19 protein-coding genes and 1 pseudogene are annotated in these 17,876 nt (G+C 50.5%); 13 read left to right on the top strand and 7 right to left on the bottom strand.

Annotation, left to right across the window (positions count from 1 at the left end):
- The first annotated feature begins 35 nt into the window (after positions 1–35).
- On the top strand, positions 36–2,504 hold the full coding sequence (gene silP / locus N7268_RS23500) for an Ag(+)-translocating P-type ATPase SilP (protein WP_141711933.1): 2,469 nt from the start codon (positions 36–38) through the stop codon (positions 2,502–2,504).
- A gap of 40 nt (positions 2,505–2,544) precedes the next feature.
- A complete protein-coding gene (locus tag N7268_RS23495; protein WP_000843494.1) occupies positions 2,545–2,742 on the top strand; it encodes a DUF2933 domain-containing protein in 198 nt (65 codons plus the stop codon).
- Positions 2,743–2,775: 33 nt separating this feature from the next.
- On the opposite strand, the gene N7268_RS23490 is transcribed toward N7268_RS23495, so the two are convergent.
- Together N7268_RS23490 and N7268_RS23485 are read right to left on the bottom strand one after the other, a co-directional pair.
- Positions 2,776–3,513 carry a peptidoglycan DD-metalloendopeptidase family protein gene (locus N7268_RS23490; RefSeq protein WP_032951218.1) on the bottom strand — a complete coding sequence of 246 codons (738 nt, stop codon included), beginning with the start codon at positions 3,511–3,513 and terminating at the stop codon, positions 2,776–2,778.
- Positions 3,514–3,781: 268 nt separating this feature from the next.
- Positions 3,782–4,231 (bottom strand): hypothetical protein, encoded by a 450-nt coding sequence (locus tag N7268_RS23485; protein ID WP_008786776.1) that lies wholly within the window; start codon positions 4,229–4,231, stop codon positions 3,782–3,784.
- Between the two features lie 227 nt (positions 4,232–4,458).
- Here N7268_RS23485 and pcoA point away from each other — a divergent pair, with 227 nt between their 5' ends.
- The 11 genes and pseudogenes from pcoA to N7268_RS23430 all read left to right on the top strand — a co-directional run.
- A complete protein-coding gene (pcoA, locus tag N7268_RS23480) occupies positions 4,459–6,276 on the top strand; it encodes a multicopper oxidase PcoA (RefSeq protein ID WP_008786777.1) in 1,818 nt (605 codons plus the stop codon).
- A gap of 5 nt (positions 6,277–6,281) precedes the next feature.
- On the top strand, positions 6,282–7,172 hold the full coding sequence (gene pcoB / locus N7268_RS23475; RefSeq protein ID WP_074147394.1) for a copper resistance outer membrane transporter PcoB: 891 nt from the start codon (positions 6,282–6,284) through the stop codon (positions 7,170–7,172).
- A gap of 39 nt (positions 7,173–7,211) precedes the next feature.
- On the top strand, positions 7,212–7,592 hold the full coding sequence (pcoC, locus tag N7268_RS23470; RefSeq protein WP_032951225.1) for a copper resistance system metallochaperone PcoC: 381 nt from the start codon (positions 7,212–7,214) through the stop codon (positions 7,590–7,592).
- 55 nt (positions 7,593–7,647) lie between these two features.
- On the top strand, positions 7,648–8,526 hold the full coding sequence (gene pcoD, locus N7268_RS23465; RefSeq protein WP_230586310.1) for a copper resistance inner membrane protein PcoD: 879 nt from the start codon (positions 7,648–7,650) through the stop codon (positions 8,524–8,526).
- Between the two features lie 40 nt (positions 8,527–8,566).
- Entirely contained in the window at positions 8,567–9,247 is a 681-nt protein-coding gene (gene pcoR / locus N7268_RS23460) for a copper response regulator transcription factor PcoR (RefSeq protein ID WP_008786781.1), read from the top strand.
- Positions 9,244–10,644 (top strand): copper resistance membrane spanning protein PcoS, encoded by a 1,401-nt coding sequence (gene pcoS / locus N7268_RS23455; RefSeq protein WP_008786782.1) that lies wholly within the window; start codon positions 9,244–9,246, stop codon positions 10,642–10,644. The genes pcoR and pcoS overlap by 4 nt, the downstream gene beginning before the upstream one ends.
- Before the next feature lie 206 nt (positions 10,645–10,850).
- Positions 10,851–11,285 (top strand): hypothetical protein, encoded by a 435-nt coding sequence (locus N7268_RS23450; protein ID WP_008786783.1) that lies wholly within the window; start codon positions 10,851–10,853, stop codon positions 11,283–11,285.
- Between the two features lie 254 nt (positions 11,286–11,539).
- Positions 11,540–11,893 (top strand): As(III)-sensing metalloregulatory transcriptional repressor ArsR, encoded by a 354-nt coding sequence (arsR, locus tag N7268_RS23445; protein ID WP_008786784.1) that lies wholly within the window; start codon positions 11,540–11,542, stop codon positions 11,891–11,893.
- Positions 11,894–11,940: 47 nt separating this feature from the next.
- Complete coding sequence (gene arsD, locus N7268_RS23440; RefSeq protein WP_008786785.1) at positions 11,941–12,303, top strand: arsenite efflux transporter metallochaperone ArsD; 363 nt, start codon at positions 11,941–11,943, stop codon at positions 12,301–12,303.
- Positions 12,304–12,320: 17 nt separating this feature from the next.
- Positions 12,321–14,072 carry an arsenite efflux transporter ATPase subunit ArsA gene (arsA, locus tag N7268_RS23435; protein ID WP_057066686.1) on the top strand — a complete coding sequence of 584 codons (1,752 nt, stop codon included), beginning with the start codon at positions 12,321–12,323 and terminating at the stop codon, positions 14,070–14,072.
- A gap of 47 nt (positions 14,073–14,119) precedes the next feature.
- A pseudogene (locus N7268_RS23430) lies at positions 14,120–14,317 on the top strand (ArsB/NhaD family transporter); the annotation flags it as partial.
- Between the two features lie 81 nt (positions 14,318–14,398).
- Here N7268_RS23430 and N7268_RS23425 read toward each other — a convergent pair.
- The 5 genes from N7268_RS23425 to N7268_RS23405 form a co-directional block, all read right to left on the bottom strand.
- Positions 14,399–15,103, bottom strand: a complete 705-nt coding sequence (locus N7268_RS23425) for an IS6-like element IS26 family transposase (RefSeq protein WP_001067855.1) — start codon at positions 15,101–15,103, stop codon at positions 14,399–14,401.
- A 75-nt stretch (positions 15,104–15,178) separates the two neighbouring features.
- Positions 15,179–15,532: a glycerol dehydratase reactivase beta/small subunit family protein gene (locus N7268_RS23420; RefSeq protein WP_086801900.1), complete on the bottom strand. Its 354-nt coding sequence runs from the start codon at positions 15,530–15,532 to the stop codon at positions 15,179–15,181.
- Between the two features lie 20 nt (positions 15,533–15,552).
- Positions 15,553–16,716, bottom strand: a complete 1,164-nt coding sequence (gene dhaT / locus N7268_RS23415; protein ID WP_260864718.1) for a 1,3-propanediol dehydrogenase — start codon at positions 16,714–16,716, stop codon at positions 15,553–15,555.
- Positions 16,717–16,839: 123 nt separating this feature from the next.
- Complete coding sequence (locus N7268_RS23410; RefSeq protein WP_001067855.1) at positions 16,840–17,544, bottom strand: IS6-like element IS26 family transposase; 705 nt, start codon at positions 17,542–17,544, stop codon at positions 16,840–16,842.
- A gap of 46 nt (positions 17,545–17,590) precedes the next feature.
- A partial coding sequence (locus tag N7268_RS23405; protein ID WP_409929225.1) for an IS3 family transposase occupies positions 17,591–17,876 on the bottom strand: 286 nt, incomplete at its 5' end.

Genomic DNA, 17,876 nt, shown 5'->3' with positions numbered 1-17,876 from the left:
GTAATCGCATCCATGACATACCCTGAAGACAGAAGATGCTTCAGGTATGCATAAGGAGAGTTACTGTGAAAAATGACAATGCAGTGCAACACAACAACCAGAGTGCTTCTGAACAGACATTATCCCCGGACGAGAGTCACGTATTGCATAAGGTGAGAGATCCCGTGTGCGGGATGGAAATCCTGCCCGATAAGGCGCACAGCAGCATTCGATACCAGGACTATCAGCTTTATTTCTGCTCCGCCAGCTGTGAGAGCAAATTTAAAGCCCATCCCGATCGTTATCTTACCGAAGATGCCAGTGAACGTTCCCATCACCATCACCACGAAGTCAACCCTGATCAGATAAAACAGCCTCACCACCAGGCGGAGAAAGATACTTCTGGAGGTGTGTGGACATGTCCGATGCACCCGGAGATACGCCGTAGTGGTCCCGGAAGCTGTCCTGTCTGTGGAATGGCACTGGAACCGCTCGTAGCCACGGCATCCACGGGGCCGAGTGATGAACTTCGCGACATGACAAGACGCTTCTGGCTGGGGTTGTTGCTGGCGTTTCCGGTTCTGATACTCGAAATGGGATCTCATCTGTTTCCCGCTTTGAGGAATACAGTACCGCCACAGTACAACACGTGGCTGCAGTTACTTCTGGCCTCTCCTGTCGTGTTGTGGTGTGGCTGGCCATTCTTCGCCCGGGCCGGAATGTCGTTGCGTAACCGCTCCCTGAATATGTTTACTCTCGTTGCAATGGGGACCGGTGTAGCCTGGGTGTACAGCGTCATTGCAACCGTCTTCCCTTCCTGGTTTCCTGCATCGTTCAGAAACATGGATGGCCTGGTGGCCGTTTATTTTGAAGCCGCCGCTGTTATCACGGTGCTTGTTCTGCTGGGACAGGTCCTTGAATTACGCGCAAGGGAACAAACGTCGGGCGCCATTACCGCACTTCTGAACCTTGCTCCCAAAACCGCCAGACGACTGGATGATGATGGTCATGAAACGGACATTAATGCTGAAGATGTCCTGCCTGGCGATAAGCTCCGCATCAGGCCTGGAGAGAGTGTTCCGGTCGACGGTATCGTGATCAAAGGCAAAACGGCCATTGATGAATCGATGGTAACCGGGGAGTCAATGCCGGTTACCAAAACGGAGGGTGACCCTGTCATCGGCGGGACCATTAATCAGACAGGTAGTCTTATCATCCGTGCAGAGAAAGTCGGTGATGAAACGATGCTCTCACGAATTGTTCAGATGGTCGCTGATGCACAGCGTTCGCGTGCCCCCATCCAGAGAATGGCTGACAGCGTCTCAGGCTGGTTTGTTCCTCTGGTGATACTTATCGCGGTTGTTGCTTTCGTGATCTGGTCTGTCTGGGGGCCCGAGCCCAAGGTAGCGCACGGTCTGATTGCTGCTGTATCGGTCCTGATTATTGCCTGTCCCTGTGCGCTTGGGCTGGCCACGCCGATGTCGATAATGGTGGGGGTAGGCAAAGGAGCCCAGGCCGGGGTGTTAATCAAGAATGCCGAAGCGCTGGAGCGCCTTGAAAAAGTGGACACGCTGGTTGTCGATAAAACAGGCACGCTCACGGAAGGTGCGCCGACGGTGACAGGGATTATCAGTCTCAGTCCGGGTGGTGAAACATCTCTTTTACGTGTAACGGCCGCAGTGGAAAAAGGCTCGCAGCATCCGCTGGGTATGGCAGTAGTTAAAGCAGCACAGGAAAAGGGGATCGCGATACCCGCAGTCACTAATTTCAATGCCCCGTCGGGTAAAGGTGTCTCAGGCGATGTTGAAGGTCAACGGGTTGTTATCGGTAATGAGCTGGTTATGCAGGAAAACAGGATCGTTATTGATAATCAAAAGGCCGTTGCAGATACGTTGCGGATGGAAGGCGCTACCGTTATCTATGTGGCTACAGACGGGCACCTTGCAGGCCTGATAGCTATCTCGGATCCCGTGAAAGCAACTACGCCGGATGCGCTAAAAGCGTTACGTCAGGCGGGGATCCGCATTGTTATGCTCACCGGGGATAACCAGCTTACTGCTGAAGCAGTCGCACGGAAACTGGGAATAGATGAGGTTGAAGCCGGGATTCTGCCTGATGGCAAAAAAGCAGTGATAACCCGACTGAAAGAGTCTGGTCATGTGGTTGCGATGGCCGGAGACGGTGTGAATGATGCCCCGGCGTTGGCGGCGGCTGACGTGGGTATAGCCATGGGAACGGGTACAGATGTGGCAATAGAAAGTGCCGGCGTTACCCTTCTCAAAGGCGATTTGATGATACTGAACAGAGCACGTCATCTGTCAGAAATCACCATGACAAATATCCGGCAGAATCTGTTTTTTGCATTTATCTACAACGCACTTGGCGTGCCCGTGGCTGCTGGTCTGCTTTACCCGGTATATGGAATACTGCTGTCGCCAGTTATTGCGGCGGCGGCCATGGCTCTTTCCTCCGTCAGCGTCATTGTAAATGCGTTGCGTCTGAAAAGGGTCAGGCTCGGGAAATAACCCTGAATGAAGAGCCAGTTACGAACAGAAGGAGTCCGGAATGAAAAGTACAACTTATGCTCTTATTGCAGTCGCCGCGATCGCGGCATTTGCCCTCCTGCGCGAACACTGGTCACATGTGGCAGGTTACTGGCCATATCTGTTATTGCTGGTCTGCCCGCTAATGCATCTTTTCCACGGACACGGAGGGCATGGAGATCATCAACATCACGGAAGTGAAAACGATAAAAAAAATTAATCCGGCAGACGGGGCCGCGTCGCGGTCCCGTTATCAGTCCAGGTATCGTTCGTAGTCTCTGGCATGCGCAAAGGCATGCTGTTCGAGTTTGTTATCAGCGGGTACCGCTGCCCGGAACGCCAGCGAGTTAACAGGATTGTTATTGATGACCAGCTCGTAATGTAGATGAGGACCGGATGAACGTCCGCTGTTACCGGATAACGCAATAGCGCCTCCCCGGGTAACCCTGGCCCCTTTAGTAACGAGTATTTTATTGAGGTGGAGATAGCGAGTTTTAACACCGGCTTTTCCCGTTACTTCAACAAAATATCCCATAGTACTGTTGTATTCGGCCCGGGTGATTTTTCCGTCGATGACGCTAACTATTTTCGTGTTCATGGGCATGGAATAATCAATGCCATTATGGGGACTCACTTTTCCCGATACCGGGTTAAGTCTTGCAGGATTGAAAGGCGAACTTAGTCTTGCTGTGGTCGGTAACGGATAATCGAGACTGCCTTTCCCGGAAGTATCGGAAAGGTTATAGAACTTTTTGTCTGATATACGATACGCCGTGTAATTAAATGAACCGGACGTAAATTTATAGGCTACGACACGTGATTTTCCCGCTTTCTTTTGCAGTACGAGTTTTAATGATTCATTTTTTTTCAAATGCCGAAGATTAAACCGGGAAGGCAAAGAGCGCTGAAGGGTAGCGATCTCGTTCGATTCCAGGCCCGAGCGGGTGGCTGAAAGGTAGGCATTTTCTTTTACGACATCGGTAGAATACATTTACTGGAATTCGCCGTTAGCATGAACACTGCGGCGTATGCTAGGGGTTTTCTGGAGGCGTGTCATCTGTCAGTTAATCGGGAGCACCGTTGATGGTCATCATTTTTGTAACATATCTTGTTTCCCGTTTGCTCCTGAAGCTCTGGGAACTGTATGACAGGCCCGATAGTGATGAGTAGCGTTAATTATGCAGGTCACTATGCCGTAACCCCGCATAGTGACCTGCCAGTAAAATCGTCACCTCATCCCAGGGGGGAGCAGAAGTCGCTTACTGCTTGCCGCTTTCATACAATTCTCGAAGTTTTTTTGCCTGTATTTGATGAGCTTCGGCACCTGCATTATTGACACTCTCATGTATAAGTGCAGCTTTCTCACCGGCATTCAGTTCGCTAAAGGATAAGTTTTTTGTGTTTGCTTCACTTTCGTTCAGCATTTTTTTATGTTCCTCAATCATTTTTTGATGTGGATAAGAAGCGCTATTATTCATAAATGAATGAGCAATAATAGCTCTTTCATGTTCATTCATTTCAGAAAACGGAGTCGCTATATCTTTATTTTTTTCATCAGTATTCTGTTCATGCGTAGCCGCGTTCACATGGGAAATTGCAGAGGCATTATTGACGAAACGATGTGCGTCGTGCGCAATGTTACTGGACTGGGCAAAAACCGCCCCGGATAATAAAGAGGTTAACGCAGTGACAGCAATTAATGTTTTCATAATAAAATACCTTTCCTGACAAATAAAAAGAGGCTCACATAATCATATATAAAAATAACAGACACGTGGGAAAGATGACATAAATGTAATATAGCCAGTTACATTACACAATTGTAATGAATTTGTTTTGTAAGGTGTGCTAGCTTCATTTCATTGCAGGAGAATGAATCTAATTCAAATCGGTTCTCTATCTCTGCCATTAACCATATTTTAATTAAGGGATCGCCATGCAACTCAAAACGTCTCGACGAACTTTCCTGAAGGGGTTGACCCTCTCTGGTGTAGCCGGAAGTCTTGGCGTATGGAGCTTCAATGCACGTTCCAGTCTGAGCCTGCCACCTGCAGCATCCCTGGAGGGTACTCAGTTTGACCTGACCATTGGTGAAACGACCGTCAATATCACCGGCAGTCAGCGCCAGGCCAAAACCATCAATGGCGGCCTGCCGGGGCCCGTCCTTCGCTGGAAAGAAGGTGAAACTATTACCCTGAAGGTCAAAAACCGGCTCAATGAGCAGACATCCATTCACTGGCACGGCATTATTCTTCCGGCCAATATGGATGGTGTACCGGGACTGAGTTTTATGGGCATCGAGCCTGATGACACCTACGTCTACACCTTCAAGGTTAAGCAGAACGGGACTTACTGGTACCACAGCCATTCCGGTCTTCAGGAACAGGAAGGGGTATACGGTGCCATTATTATCGATGCCCAGGAGCCTGAACCTTTTGCTTACGATCGTGAGCATGTGATCATGTTGTCTGACTGGACCGATGAAAATCCTCAGCATCTGCTGAAAAAATTAAAAAAACAGTCGGATTACTACAATTTCAATAAACCAACCGTTGGCTCTTTTTTCCGTGATGTGAATACCAGGGGGCTGTCAGCCACCATTGCCGATCGGAAAATGTGGGCTGAAATGAAAATGAATCCAACTGACCTCGCGGATGTCAGCGGTTACACCTACACCTATCTCATGAACGGACAGGCCCCGCTGAAAAACTGGACCGGACTGTTCCGTCCGGGTGAAAAAATACGCTTACGGTTTATCAACGGCTCGGCAATGACCTATTTCGATATCCGCATTCCCGGGCTCAAAATGTCGGTTGTGGCTGCAGATGGTCAGTATGTCAATCCGGTCACCGTTGACGAATTCAGGATTGCAGTTGCCGAAACCTATGATGTCATCGTGGAGCCGCAGGGTGAGGCCTATACCATCTTCGCACAATCCATGGACAGAACCGGTTACGCTCGCGGGACTCTGGCCACAAGAGAGGGGTTAAGTGCTGCCGTTCCCGCTCTCGATCCTCGTCCTCTTCTGACCATGGAAGATATGGGTATGGGAGGAATGGGACATGATATGGCAGGAATGGATCACAGCCAGATGGGAGGCATGGATAACAGCGGACAGATGATGTCTATGGATGGCGCTGACCTGCCGGAAAGCGGGACATCCTCCGCGCCAGTGGACCACAGCAACATGGCCGGTATGGATCATTCCCAGATGGCCGGAATGCCGGGAATGCAAAGTCATCCTGCGTCAGAAACGGATAACCCGCTGGTTGATATGCAGGCGATGAGCGTCTCTCCGAAATTAAACGATCCGGGTATTGGTCTTCGAAATAACGGAAGAAAGGTTCTCACGTACGCGGATTTGAAAAGCCGCTTTGAGGATCCTGACGGACGTGAACCCGGACGAACGATAGAACTGCATTTAACCGGGCACATGGAAAAGTTTGCCTGGTCATTTAATGGCATTAAGTTTTCCGATGCCGCACCTGTGCTGCTGAAATACGGTGAGCGACTCAGAATCACGCTGGTCAACGATACCATGATGACTCACCCCATTCACCTGCATGGTATGTGGAGCGATCTGGAAGATGAAAACGGTAATTTCATGGTGCGTAAACATACAATAGATGTTCCTCCTGGTACCAAACGCAGTTACAGAGTGACAGCAGATGCGCTTGGCCGCTGGGCATATCACTGCCATTTGCTCTATCACATGGAAATGGGAATGTTTCGTGAAGTTCGGGTGGAGGAATGATGCGAATGAAGAGAAATTTTAAGGCCATACCGGTTTTGTTCGCCGGTTTGTTTACCTCACAGGTTTCGATCGCAGCGGGCTCAGTGTCTGCAGACCCCCACGCCGGGCACGACATGTCAGCTATGCAGATGTCAGCGGATGAGAACTTCACTGAGATGACGTCCATGGAGCCCGTTGTGACAGAGAGCAGAACGCCAATTCCGCCAGTTACCAATGCCGACCGAAAGGCTGCATTCGGCAATTTACAGGGGCATGCAATTCACGACAGTGCAATTAATTATCTGGTTCTGCTGGATCAGCTTGAATGGCAACGGTCGGATAACAGCAACAATTTCAGCTGGAGCGTTAACAGCTGGATCGGAGGCGACACAGACCGGCTTTGGCTAAAGAGCGAAGGTGAACGAAGCGGGGGAAAAACAGAGACGGCAGAAGCCCAGTTACTCTGGGGACATGCGGTTGGCCCATGGTGGGATTTGGTTGCGGGTGTCAGGCAGGAATTCAGACCTGAGTCAGCCCAGACCTGGGCTGCTGTCGGTTTTCAGGGACTTGCGCTCTATAATTTTGAGTCTGAAATTACGGGTTTTGTCAGTAATGGTGGAAAAGCCGCTCTGCGTCTGGGAGGAGAATACGACGTTTTACTTACTAACCGGCTCATACTCCAGCCATCCTATGAGGTGAATTTCTACAGTCAGGATGATGAATCGCGGGGGCGCGGCAGGGGATTAGCTGACACAGAGCTGGGGCTCCGGTTGCGCTATGAAATACGCCGCGAGTTTGCACCCTATGTAGGCGTCTCCTGGAATCAGCTTTACGGGAAAACATCCGATATGGCGAAAAGAGAGGGTGAGAAAGACCATCAGGTAGTATTCCTGGCGGGAGCCAGAATCTGGTTTTAATGCATTGACTTAAAACACTCAACTAAACAGGTAAATAATATGTCGATTTTACATAAAGCCACTCTTACAGGTGGCCTGGTTCTGGGCGTCGCTTTTTCTGCTATGGCCCATCCGGAATTAAAAAGCTCGGTTCCACAGGCTGATTCAGCTGTAGCGGCCCCGGAAAAGATTCAGCTAAATTTCACGGAAAATCTGACCGTGAAATTCTCAGGTGCAAAATTAACGATGACGGGTATGAAAGGCATGTCATCACATTCTCCGATGCCAGTCGCGGCAAAAGTGGCACCAGGCGCTGACCCTAAATCGATGGTCATTATTCCGCGAGAACCTTTACCCGCTGGCACTTATCGTGTTGACTGGCGCGCGGTTTCTTCAGATACGCACCCGATTACCGGTAATTACACTTTCACAGTGAAGTAATATCATGAACGAACTGATTATGATTGTTATTCGTTTTCTTCTTTATCTTGATTTGATGGTAATATTTGGATTGCCATTTTTTCAGATATATGGAATAAGCGGTGTAAGACATGAAGCGTATAACCTGACTAATTTCAGGTCGTTTATAACCTTTGCTGTTGTTGCAGGCATCATTCTTACTGGCATTAATATGCTCCTGGTATCTAATGCCATGAGCGGAGTAACTGATCTCAGAGAATTATCCATCCATATTATCGAGATGGTTATAGAAGAAACTGATGTAGGTATTAGCTGGATTGTCAGGCTCTGTGCCCTGTTTACCACACTCGGTGCTTTGTTCCTTTACACTAATAAGAGAGTATTGTCCTGCCTGCTAATGACGATGAGTGGGGGCGTGGCGCTGGCTACACTTGCCTGGGGAGGACACGCCGTCATGCATGACGGTCTGCATTACTACCTCCATTTACTGGGCGATCTAACTCATCTCGGCGCTGCAGGTGCCTGGACAGGTGCTCTGGTTGCATTTGCTATCCTGCTGATGCGCAGAAACGCGCATAATGCACAGAGCGTCAGTGTGATATCTGACTCTCTGGCAAAATTTGCAACCGCAGGAACGGTGATTGTTGTGGCTCTGATCCTGAGTGCGCTGGTCAACTATCTGTATATTGCTGAAGGTAACTTAACCCCCTTGTTCAACAGTGCCTGGGGGGGCATATTGCTTGCTAAAACGGCTCTGTTTGTTCTGATGCTTCTGCTGGCTGCAGCAAACCGGTTTCACCTTGGCCCCCGCCTTGAAGTTATGGTCAGGGAAGGGAATTATGTTCGCAGCGTTGCCATGATGCGAAACAGCATCCTGACAGAATTCTTCGTTGCGGTCGCCATTCTGGGGGCTGTATCTTGGCTAGGAACGCTTGCTCCGTCTCAGGCAAGCTAGTGATCCGTAATATTTTTACCATCATATCATCGAGTTAACCATGCAGCGTATTTTAATCGTTGAAGACGAACATAAAACAGGTAGTTACCTGCAGCAGGGACTGGTTGAGGAGGGCTATCAGGCCGATCTCTTTGATAATGGCCGCGATGGTCTCGGGGCCGCGTCGAAAGGACAGTATGATTTGATAATACTGGACGTGATGCTGCCTTTCCTCGACGGGTGGCAAATCATCAGCGCACTGAGGGAGTCCGGGCACGAAGAACCGGTCCTGTTTTTAACCGCAAAGGACAACGTACGGGACAAAGTGAAAGGGCTGGAGCTTGGCGCAGATGACTATCTTATCAAGCCCTTCGATTTTACAGAGCTGGTTGCACGGGTAAGAACCTTATTGCGCCGGGCCCGTTCACAGACTGCCACGGTTTGCACCATAGCTGACATGACCGTCGATATGGTGCGGCGGACAGTGACACGCTCAGGTAAAAAGATCCATCTCACCGGCAAAGAATACGTTCTGCTTGAACTGCTGCTGCAACGCACCGGAGAAGTGTTACCCAGAAGTCTTATCTCGTCACTGGTCTGGAATATAAATTTTGACAGTGATACGAATGTGATAGATGTTGCCGTGAGACGGCTCAGAAGCAAAATTGACGATGACTATGAGCCAAAACTGATCCATACCGTGCGCGGTGCCGGATATATTCTGGAGATCAGAGAAGAGTGAGATTCAAAATTTCCCTGACCACGCGCCTGAGTCTGATTTTTTCTGCAGTTATGCTGACTGTATGGTGGTTATCAAGTTTTTTACTGATTAGCACCCTTAATGGCTATTTCGATAATCAGGATCGGGATTTTCTGACAGGTAAACTTCAGCTTACTGAAGAGTTTCTGAAAGCAGAAACGTTCCAAAATAAAACTGATATTAAATCATTATCAGAAAAAATAAATGATGCGATGATAGGGCACAGTGGATTATTCATATCTATAAAAAACATGGAAAATGAAAAAATCGTGGAGCTGTATGCTAAAAATTCTGCGGTCCCTGAGATCCTGTTAAATAAGTCAGGTGATATTCTCGACTATATGATCCAGACTGAAGAAAATAATACTGTTTACCGCAGCATCTCACGTCGGGTTGCAGTGACTCCGGAACAGGGTAAAAGCAAACATTTCATCATTACGGTTGCCACGGATACAGGGTATCACACCCTGTTTATGGACAAACTCAGCACCTGGCTGTTCTGGTTCAATATAGGTCTGGTCTTTATTTCAATTTTTCTGGGCTGGCTGACCACACGTATTGGTCTGAAACCGTTACGGGAAATGACCAGCCTGGCTTCCTCCATGACGGTGCATAGCCTGGATCAGCGTCTTAATCCCGATCTGGCTCCGCCGGAAATCTCTGAGACCATGCAGGAGTTCAATAACATGTTCGATCGCCTGGAGGGGTCATTCCGGAAACTGTCAGATTTCTCGTCTGACATCGCGCATGAATTGCGCACACCGGTCAGTAATCTGATGATGCAGACGCAGTTTGCACTGGCTAAGGAAAGGGAGGTTTCGCATTACCGCGAAATTTTATTCGCTAACCTGGAAGAACTGAAAAGGTTGTCACGAATGACCAGTGACATGCTTTTTCTGGCACGTTCAGAGCATGGTCTGCTGCAGCTGGAGAAACATGATGTGGATCTGGCCGCCGAACTGAATGAATTACGTGAGTTATTCGAGCCCCTGGCAGACGAAACAGGAAAGACAATCACGGTTGAAGGAGAGGGCGTTGTTGCCGGAGACAGCGATATGCTGCGACGTGCTTTCAGTAACCTGCTCTCCAATGCTATCAAGTATTCTCCCGATAACACCTGTACAGCGATACGCCTTGAGCGTGACAGTGACTGTGTGAACGTGATGATTACCAATACGATGTCTGGCCCGGTTCCCGCTAATCTTGAACGTTTGTTTGACCGGTTCTATCGCGCAGACTCATCAAGGGTCCACAACACGGAAGGCGCGGGGCTGGGATTATCAATTACAAGGTCGATCATTCATGCTCACGGCGGCGAGCTGTCAGCAGAACAGCAGGGGCGGGAAATTGTGTTCAAAGTGCGCCTGTTAATGGATTAATCCCGTTATTCAGGAGAAACCTGAAAGGTGACAAAATTGTCATCATTCAGTCACGCGATAAACAGAGGCGGTTTTTTATAATCAGTCATAAATCAGGACCAGCGTGATAACCCAATCGCCCGGTTCCTGGAGTGATGATTAACCAGCCCTGTAATCAAATGCTTTAGCATTGATTGTTCGGGTATGAAAACACCGGAGACCCAACCATGAAAAAGATTCTTGTATCCTTTATTGCCATGATGGCTGTCGCTTCATCTGCCATGGCTTCAGAGACAATGAACATGCATGACCAGGTAAATAATGCCCAGGCACCGGCCCATCAGATGCAGTCTTCAACTGTTAAAAGCACAGTTGAGGGAGAGAGCATGAAAATGATGGATATGAATGACCACGATAAGGCAGCAATGTCCCATGAAATGATGCAAAACAGTAATTCTGCCGCTCACCAGGACATGGCTGAAATGCATAAAAAAATGATGAATGCTAAACCAGGGGCTACCAACGAAACAGCAAAGTCATTTTCTGAAATGAGCGAGCATGAGAAGGCCGCAGTAGTGCATGAGAAGGCGAATAATGGTCAGTCTTCCGTTGTTCACCAGCAGCAGGCTGAAAAGCATCGCAGTCAGATCACCCAGAATTAACCCGCAGCTCCACTTGTAAGACCCTCATTTGACGCCAAATTCACTGGCTTACGCTCCTGCCCGGGAGCGTTTTTTTTATGCTTCACTACAATGTAGCCGTGAAGCCAACAACGACTATTTGTCCCCCACTCCACAGAGCATGTTTTCTATCCTTACATGAAATAGCCCTCCCATATAGATACGAAAAAACATATGTGTTTTTTGACTTTTAGCCTCAGAAGCGCGAAACTCGCCATTCAAAGCAGGAGAGTATAATGACACAAATTTCATCCCTACAACTTTTCAAAATCCTATCTGATGAGACCCGTCTGGGTATCGTACTGCTGCTCAGAGAGATGGGAGAGCTATGCGTGTGCGATCTCTGCACGGCACTGGAACAGTCACAACCCAAGATCTCCCGCCATCTGGCGATGCTTCGGGAATGTGGACTGTTGCTGGATCGCAAACAGGGCAAGTGGGTTCACTACCGCTTATCCCCACATATTCCTTCCTGGGCCGCTCAGGTGATTGAGCAGGCCTGGTTAAGCCAACAGGACGACGTGCAGACCATCGCCCGTAAGCTGGCATCAGCCAACTGCTCTGGAAGCGGTAAGGCTGTTTGTATCTAAAAAATTTGCCTGAACATATATGATTTTACGAATGTGAGGTATCAAAGATGAAAACGTTAACCGTGTTTGATCCGGCGATGTGCTGCAGTACCGGCGTTTGTGGTTCAGATGTTGATCAGGTTCTGGTCGATTTTTCTGCTGATGTGCAATGGCTGAAAGGGCGTGGGGTTCAGATCGAACGTTACAACCTGGCGCAACAGCCGATGAGCTTCGTTGAGAACGCTAAAGCGAAAGCATTCCTTGAAGCTTCTGGAGCCGAAGGGCTTCCGCTGCTGTTGCTGGATGGCGAAACGGTGATGGCAGGGCGTTATCCCAAACGTGCTGAACTGGCTCGCTGGTTAGGTATTCCGCTGGAGAAAGTGGGCGTGGCTCCGACAAGCTGCTGTGGTGGTAACACTTCCTGTTGTTGAGTATGTCAGGAGAACATATGCATTTTTTACAGAATATCCCGCCTTACCTGTTTTTCACTGGCAAAGGAGGAGTAGGTAAAACCTCAATTTCCTGCGCTACAGCTATACGCCTGGCAGAACAGGGCAAGCGCGTCCTGCTTGTCAGTACCGATCCGGCTTCTAACGTTGGTCAGGTATTCGATCAGACTATCGGGAAAACTATCCAGCCCGTGACTGCTGTGTCTGGTCTTTCGGCTCTGGAGATTGACCCGCAGGATGCCGCCCAGCAATACCGCGCCAGAATCGTTGACCCTATTAAAGGTCTTTTGCCTGATGACGTTGTTAACAGCATCAGTGAACAGCTTTCAGGAGCTTGTACGACAGAGATTGCTGCGTTCGACGAGTTTACTGGCTTACTGACCGACGCTTCTCTGCTGACCCGCTTCGATCACATCATTTTTGATACTGCCCCAACGGGCCACACTATTCGCCTTCTTCAGCTTCCCGGAGCCTGGAGCAGCTTCATCGAAAGTAACCCAGATGGTGCTTCCTGTCTTGGGCCGATGGCGGGGCTGGAAAAGCAGCGTGAGCAATATGCTCATGCGGTTGAGGCATTATCCGATCCTGAACGAACTCGCCTTGTGCTGGTCGCGCGATTGCAAAAATCAACACTGCAGGAAGTCGCTCGTACTCATGGCGAATTATCAGCTATTGGCCTTAAAAATCAGTATTTAGTCATTAACGGTGTCCTGCCTGCGAGCGAAACAGAACGTGATGCACTGGCCGCTGCAATATGGCAACGGGAGCAAGAGGCGCTGGCAAATCTTCCTGCCAGATTATCTGATTTGCCGACAGACAACTTATACCTTCAGCCGCTGAACATGGTTGGTGTGTCCGCATTGAAAGGCCTGCTCAACGAACACGCTGAGATAACATCGCTTCCTGAACAAAGCACACAGAACAAGCCAGAGAATATGTCGTTGTCTGTCCTGGTTGATGATATCGCCCGCAGTGAACACGGTTTGATTATGCTGATGGGCAAAGGTGGTGTGGGTAAAACCACAATGGCTGCGGCTATCGCCGTCAGTCTGGCGGATAAGGGTTTTGATGTGCATCTCACCACCTCAGATCCTGCTGCACATCTCAGTACAACGCTCAATGGCAGCCTTAAAAATCTGCAGGTCGGCCGAATCAACCCTCACGATGAAACTGAACGCTATCGTCAGCATGTTCTTGAGACGAAAGGCAGGGATCTGGATGAGGCCGGGAAGCGGCTGCTCGAAGAGGATTTACGTTCTCCTTGCACAGAAGAGATTGCGGTGTTCCAGGCGTTCTCACGCGTCATCCGTGAAGCAGGCAAACGGTTTGTGGTCATGGATACGGCACCGACCGGGCATACGCTATTACTGCTTGATGCGACCGGGGCTTATCACCGTGAGATTGCCAGGAAGATGGAGGATAAAGGTCATTTTACCACTCCGATGATGCAGCTTCAGGACCCGGAACGTACCAAAGTCTTGCTGGTCACTCTGCCTGAAACCACACCTGTACTGGAAGCGGCAAACCTGCAGTCCGATCTTGAACGTGCGGGGATTCATCCCTGGGGCTGGATTATCAATAACAGCCTTTCGATTGCACAGACGCAATCGCCGCTGCTTTGCCAGCGCGCCCGACAAGAGCTTCCTCAAATCGAGGTTGTGAAAAACCAGCATGCAAGCTGCATAGCGTTAGTACCGGTAATGGCTGCAGAGCCCACTGGCATCGAGAAACTCAGAGAGCTGGCCGTTTAATTTTTTTGTATATACAGGGCGGCAAAGCCGTCCTGTCTGGAGGATTTATGTTACTGGCAGGCGCTATTTTTGTCCTGACCATCGTTTTGGTTATCTGGCAACCGAAGGGATTAGGGATCGGCTGGAGTGCGACGCTGGGCGCGGTACTGGCGCTGATATCTGATGTAGTCCATTTTGGTGATATCCCTGTAGTGTGGAATATCATCTGGAATGCGACGGCGACCTTTATTGCCGTGATTATTATGGGTAAGCGGATTAAATGGTTGATCTTACCGGCACTGTTGCAAAGTTAGCGATGAGGCAGCCTTTTGTCTTATTCAAAGGCCTTACATTTCAAAAACTCTGCTTACCAGGCGCATTTCGCCCAGGGGATCACCATAATAAAATGCTGAGGCCTGGCCTTTGCGTAGTGCACGCATCACCTCAATACCTTTGATGGTGGCGTAAGCCGTCTTCATGGATTTAAATCCCAGCGTGGCGCCGATTATCCGTTTCAGTTTGCCATGATCGCATTCAATCACGTTGTTCCGGTACTTAATCTGTCGGTGTTCAACGTCAGACGGGCACCGGCCTTCGCGTTTGAGCAGAGCAAGCGCGCGACCATAGGCGGGCGCTTTATCCGTGTTGATGAATCGCGGGATCTGCCACTTCTTCACGTTGTTGAGGATTTTACCCAGAAACCGGTATGCAGCTTTGCTGTTACGACGGGAGGAGAGATAAAAATCGACAGTGCGGCCCCGGCTGTCGACGGCCCGGTACAGATACGCCCAGCGGCCATTGACCTTCACGTAGGTTTCATCCATGTGCCACGGGCAAAGATCGGAAGGGTTACGCCAGTACCAGCGCAGCCGTTTTTCCATTTCAGGCGCATAACGCTGAACCCAGCGGTAAATCGTGGAGTGATCGACATTCACTCCGCGTTCAGCCAGCATCTCCTGCAGCTCACGGTAACTGATGCCGTATTTGCAGTACCAGCGTACGGCCCACAGAATGATGTCACGCTGAAAATGCCGGCCTTTGAATGGGTTCATGTGCAGCTCCATCAGCAAAAGGGGATGATAAGTTTATCACCACCGACTATTTGCAACAGTGCCGATACGATACATTCAGTTTCTCTCACTTAACGGCAGGACTTTAACCAGCTGCCCGGCGTTGGCGCCGAGCGTACGCAGATGATCGTCGCTATCGGTGACGTGTCCGGTAGCCAGCGGCGCGTCCGCCGGCAGCTGGGCATGAGTGAGGGCTATCTCGCCGGACGCGCTGAGCCCGATACCCACCCGCAGGGGCGAGCTTCTGGCCGCCAGGGAGCCCAGCGCAGCGGCGTCACCGCCTCCGTCATAGGTTATGGTCTGGCAGGGGACCCCCTGCTCCTCCAGCCCCCAGCACAGCTCATTGATGGCGCCGGCATGGTGCCCGCGCGGATCGTAAAACAGGCGTACGCCTGGCGGTGAAAGCGACATGACGGTCCCCTCGTTAACACTCAGAATGCCTGGCGGAAAATCGCGGCAATCTCCTGCTCGTTGCCTTTACGCGGGTTCGAGAACGCATTGCCGTCTTTCAGAGCCATCTCAGCCATGTAGGGGAAGTCGGCCTCTTTTACTCCCAGATCGCGCAGATGCTGCGGAATACCGATATCCATCGACAGACGCGTGATAGCGGCGATGGCTTTTTCCGCCGCGTCGAGAGTGGACAGTCCGGTGATATTTTCGCCCATCAGTTCAGCAATCTCGGCGAATTTCTCCGGGTTGGCGATCAGGTTGTAGCGGGCCACATGCGGCAGCAGGACAGCGTTGGCCACGCCGTGCGGCATGTCGTACAGGCCGCCCAGCTGGTGCGCCATGGCGTGCACGTAGCCGAGGTTGGCGTTATTGAAAGCCATCCCGGCCAGCAGAGAGGCATAGGCCATGTTTTCCCGCGCCTGCAGATTGCTGCCGAGGGCCACGGCCTGGCGCAGGTTGCGGGCGATGAGGCGGATCGCCTGCATGGCGGCGGCGTCCGTCACCGGGTTAGCGTCTTTGGTGATATAGGCCTCAACGGCGTGGGTCAGGGCATCCATCCCGGTCGCCGCGGTCAGGGCGGCCGGTTTACCGATCATCAGCAGCGGATCGTTGATAGAGACCGACGGCAGGTTGCGCCAGCTGACGATCACAAACTTCACTTTGGTTTCGGTGTTGGTCAGGACGCAGTGGCGGGTGACCTCGCTGGCGGTGCCGGCGGTGGTATTGACCGCGACGATAGGCGGCAGCGGGTTGGTCAGGGTCTCGATTCCGGCATACTGGTACAGATCGCCCTCATGGGTGGCGGCGATGCCGATGCCTTTGCCGCAATCGTGCGGGCTGCCGCCGCCCACGGTGACGATGATGTCGCACTGTTCGCGGCGAAACACGGCGAGGCCGTCGCGCACGTTGGTGTCTTTCGGGTTCGGCTCGACGCCGTCAAAGATCGCCACCTCGATCCCGGCCTCCCGCAGATAATGCAGGGTTTTGTCCACCGCGCCATCTTTAATTGCCCGCAGGCCTTTGTCGGTGACCAGCAGGGCTTTTTTCCCCCCCAGCAGCTGGCAGCGTTCGCCGACTACGGAAATGGCGTTGGGGCCAAAAAAGTTAACGTTTGGCACCAGATAATCAAACATACGATAGCTCATAATATACCTTCTCGCTTCAGGTTGTATGGGTCCACCACATATTGCAATTTTTACTCTCACGTAAAATATAGGGCACTGTTGCAAAGTTAGCGATGAGGCAGCCTTTTGTCTTATTCAAAGGCCTTACATTTCAAAAACTCTGCTTACCAGGCGCATTTCGCCCAGGGGATCACCATAATAAAATGCTGAGGCCTGGCCTTTGCGTAGTGCACGCATCACCTCAATACCTTTGATGGTGGCGTAAGCCGTCTTCATGGATTTAAATCCCAGCGTGGCGCCGATTATCCGTTTCAGTTTGCCATGATCGCATTCAATCACGTTGTTCCGGTACTTAATCTGTCGGTGTTCAACGTCAGACGGGCACCGGCCTTCGCGTTTGAGCAGAGCAAGCGCGCGACCATAGGCGGGCGCTTTATCCGTGTTGATGAATCGCGGGATCTGCCACTTCTTCACGTTGTTGAGGATTTTACCCAGAAACCGGTATGCAGCTTTGCTGTTACGACGGGAGGAGAGATAAAAATCGACAGTGCGGCCCCGGCTGTCGACGGCCCGGTACAGATACGCCCAGCGGCCATTGACCTTCACGTAGGTTTCATCCATGTGCCACGGGCAAAGATCGGAAGGGTTACGCCAGTACCAGCGCAGCCGTTTTTCCATTTCAGGCGCATAACGCTGAACCCAGCGGTAAATCGTGGAGTGATCGACATTCACTCCGCGTTCAGCCAGCATCTCCTGCAGCTCACGGTAACTGATGCCGTATTTGCAGTACCAGCGTACGGCCCACAGAATGATGTCACGCTGAAAATGCCGGCCTTTGAATGGGTTCATGTGCAGCTCCATCAGCAAAAGGGGATGATAAGTTTATCACCACCGACTATTTGCAACAGTGCCAAATATAGTCCACTGGCGTCATCAGTTCGAGTGATTTATGTGGCCTTTTGCTGTTATACAGCACCAGATATTCAGCCATTCTTTGATTAAACAAATTCAGGTCCTCAAAAAGCAACAATTCATTGAATTCAATAAATTGTTCTCTAAGGAAGGTGCGAATAAGCAGGTCATTTCTTCCCAAGCTGACTCGCTGATTAAAATTTCGCGGATCTGGGCCGATTTTTTTCCCGCAAACACATCGAATCAGCCTATTTAGGCTATTTTTTCCA

The sequence above is a fragment of the Citrobacter sp. Marseille-Q6884 genome, from assembly GCF_945906775.1.
In the GTDB taxonomy this organism is placed as follows: Bacteria; Pseudomonadota; Gammaproteobacteria; order Enterobacterales; family Enterobacteriaceae; genus Citrobacter.
The sequence above is the reverse complement of the archived record's forward strand: the minus strand, read 5'-3'. Positions and strand labels throughout refer to the sequence as shown.

Excerpts from the sequence above, each read along its gene's own strand:
- arsA (WP_057066686.1), top strand. The coding sequence starts at position 12,321 with ATGCATTTTTTACAGAATATCCCGCCTTACCTGTTTTTCACTGGCAAA.
- dhaT (WP_260864718.1), bottom strand. The coding sequence starts at position 16,716 with ATGAGCTATCGTATGTTTGATTATCTGGTGCCAAACGTTAACTTTTTT.
- N7268_RS23450 (WP_008786783.1), top strand. The coding sequence starts at position 10,851 with ATGAAAAAGATTCTTGTATCCTTTATTGCCATGATGGCTGTCGCTTCA.
- pcoA (WP_008786777.1), top strand. The coding sequence starts at position 4,459 with ATGCAACTCAAAACGTCTCGACGAACTTTCCTGAAGGGGTTGACCCTC.
- arsD (WP_008786785.1), top strand. The coding sequence starts at position 11,941 with ATGAAAACGTTAACCGTGTTTGATCCGGCGATGTGCTGCAGTACCGGC.
- pcoB (WP_074147394.1), top strand. The coding sequence starts at position 6,282 with ATGAAGAGAAATTTTAAGGCCATACCGGTTTTGTTCGCCGGTTTGTTT.
- N7268_RS23410 (WP_001067855.1), bottom strand. The coding sequence starts at position 17,544 with ATGAACCCATTCAAAGGCCGGCATTTTCAGCGTGACATCATTCTGTGG.
- pcoC (WP_032951225.1), top strand. The coding sequence starts at position 7,212 with ATGTCGATTTTACATAAAGCCACTCTTACAGGTGGCCTGGTTCTGGGC.
- N7268_RS23485 (WP_008786776.1), bottom strand. The coding sequence starts at position 4,231 with ATGAAAACATTAATTGCTGTCACTGCGTTAACCTCTTTATTATCCGGG.
- N7268_RS23495 (WP_000843494.1), top strand. The coding sequence starts at position 2,545 with ATGAAAAGTACAACTTATGCTCTTATTGCAGTCGCCGCGATCGCGGCA.
- silP (WP_141711933.1), top strand. The coding sequence starts at position 36 with ATGCTTCAGGTATGCATAAGGAGAGTTACTGTGAAAAATGACAATGCA.
- N7268_RS23420 (WP_086801900.1), bottom strand. The coding sequence starts at position 15,532 with ATGTCGCTTTCACCGCCAGGCGTACGCCTGTTTTACGATCCGCGCGGG.
- pcoD (WP_230586310.1), top strand. The coding sequence starts at position 7,648 with ATGGTAATATTTGGATTGCCATTTTTTCAGATATATGGAATAAGCGGT.
- N7268_RS23490 (WP_032951218.1), bottom strand. The coding sequence starts at position 3,513 with ATGTATTCTACCGATGTCGTAAAAGAAAATGCCTACCTTTCAGCCACC.
- arsR (WP_008786784.1), top strand. The coding sequence starts at position 11,540 with ATGACACAAATTTCATCCCTACAACTTTTCAAAATCCTATCTGATGAG.
- pcoR (WP_008786781.1), top strand. The coding sequence starts at position 8,567 with ATGCAGCGTATTTTAATCGTTGAAGACGAACATAAAACAGGTAGTTAC.
- N7268_RS23425 (WP_001067855.1), bottom strand. The coding sequence starts at position 15,103 with ATGAACCCATTCAAAGGCCGGCATTTTCAGCGTGACATCATTCTGTGG.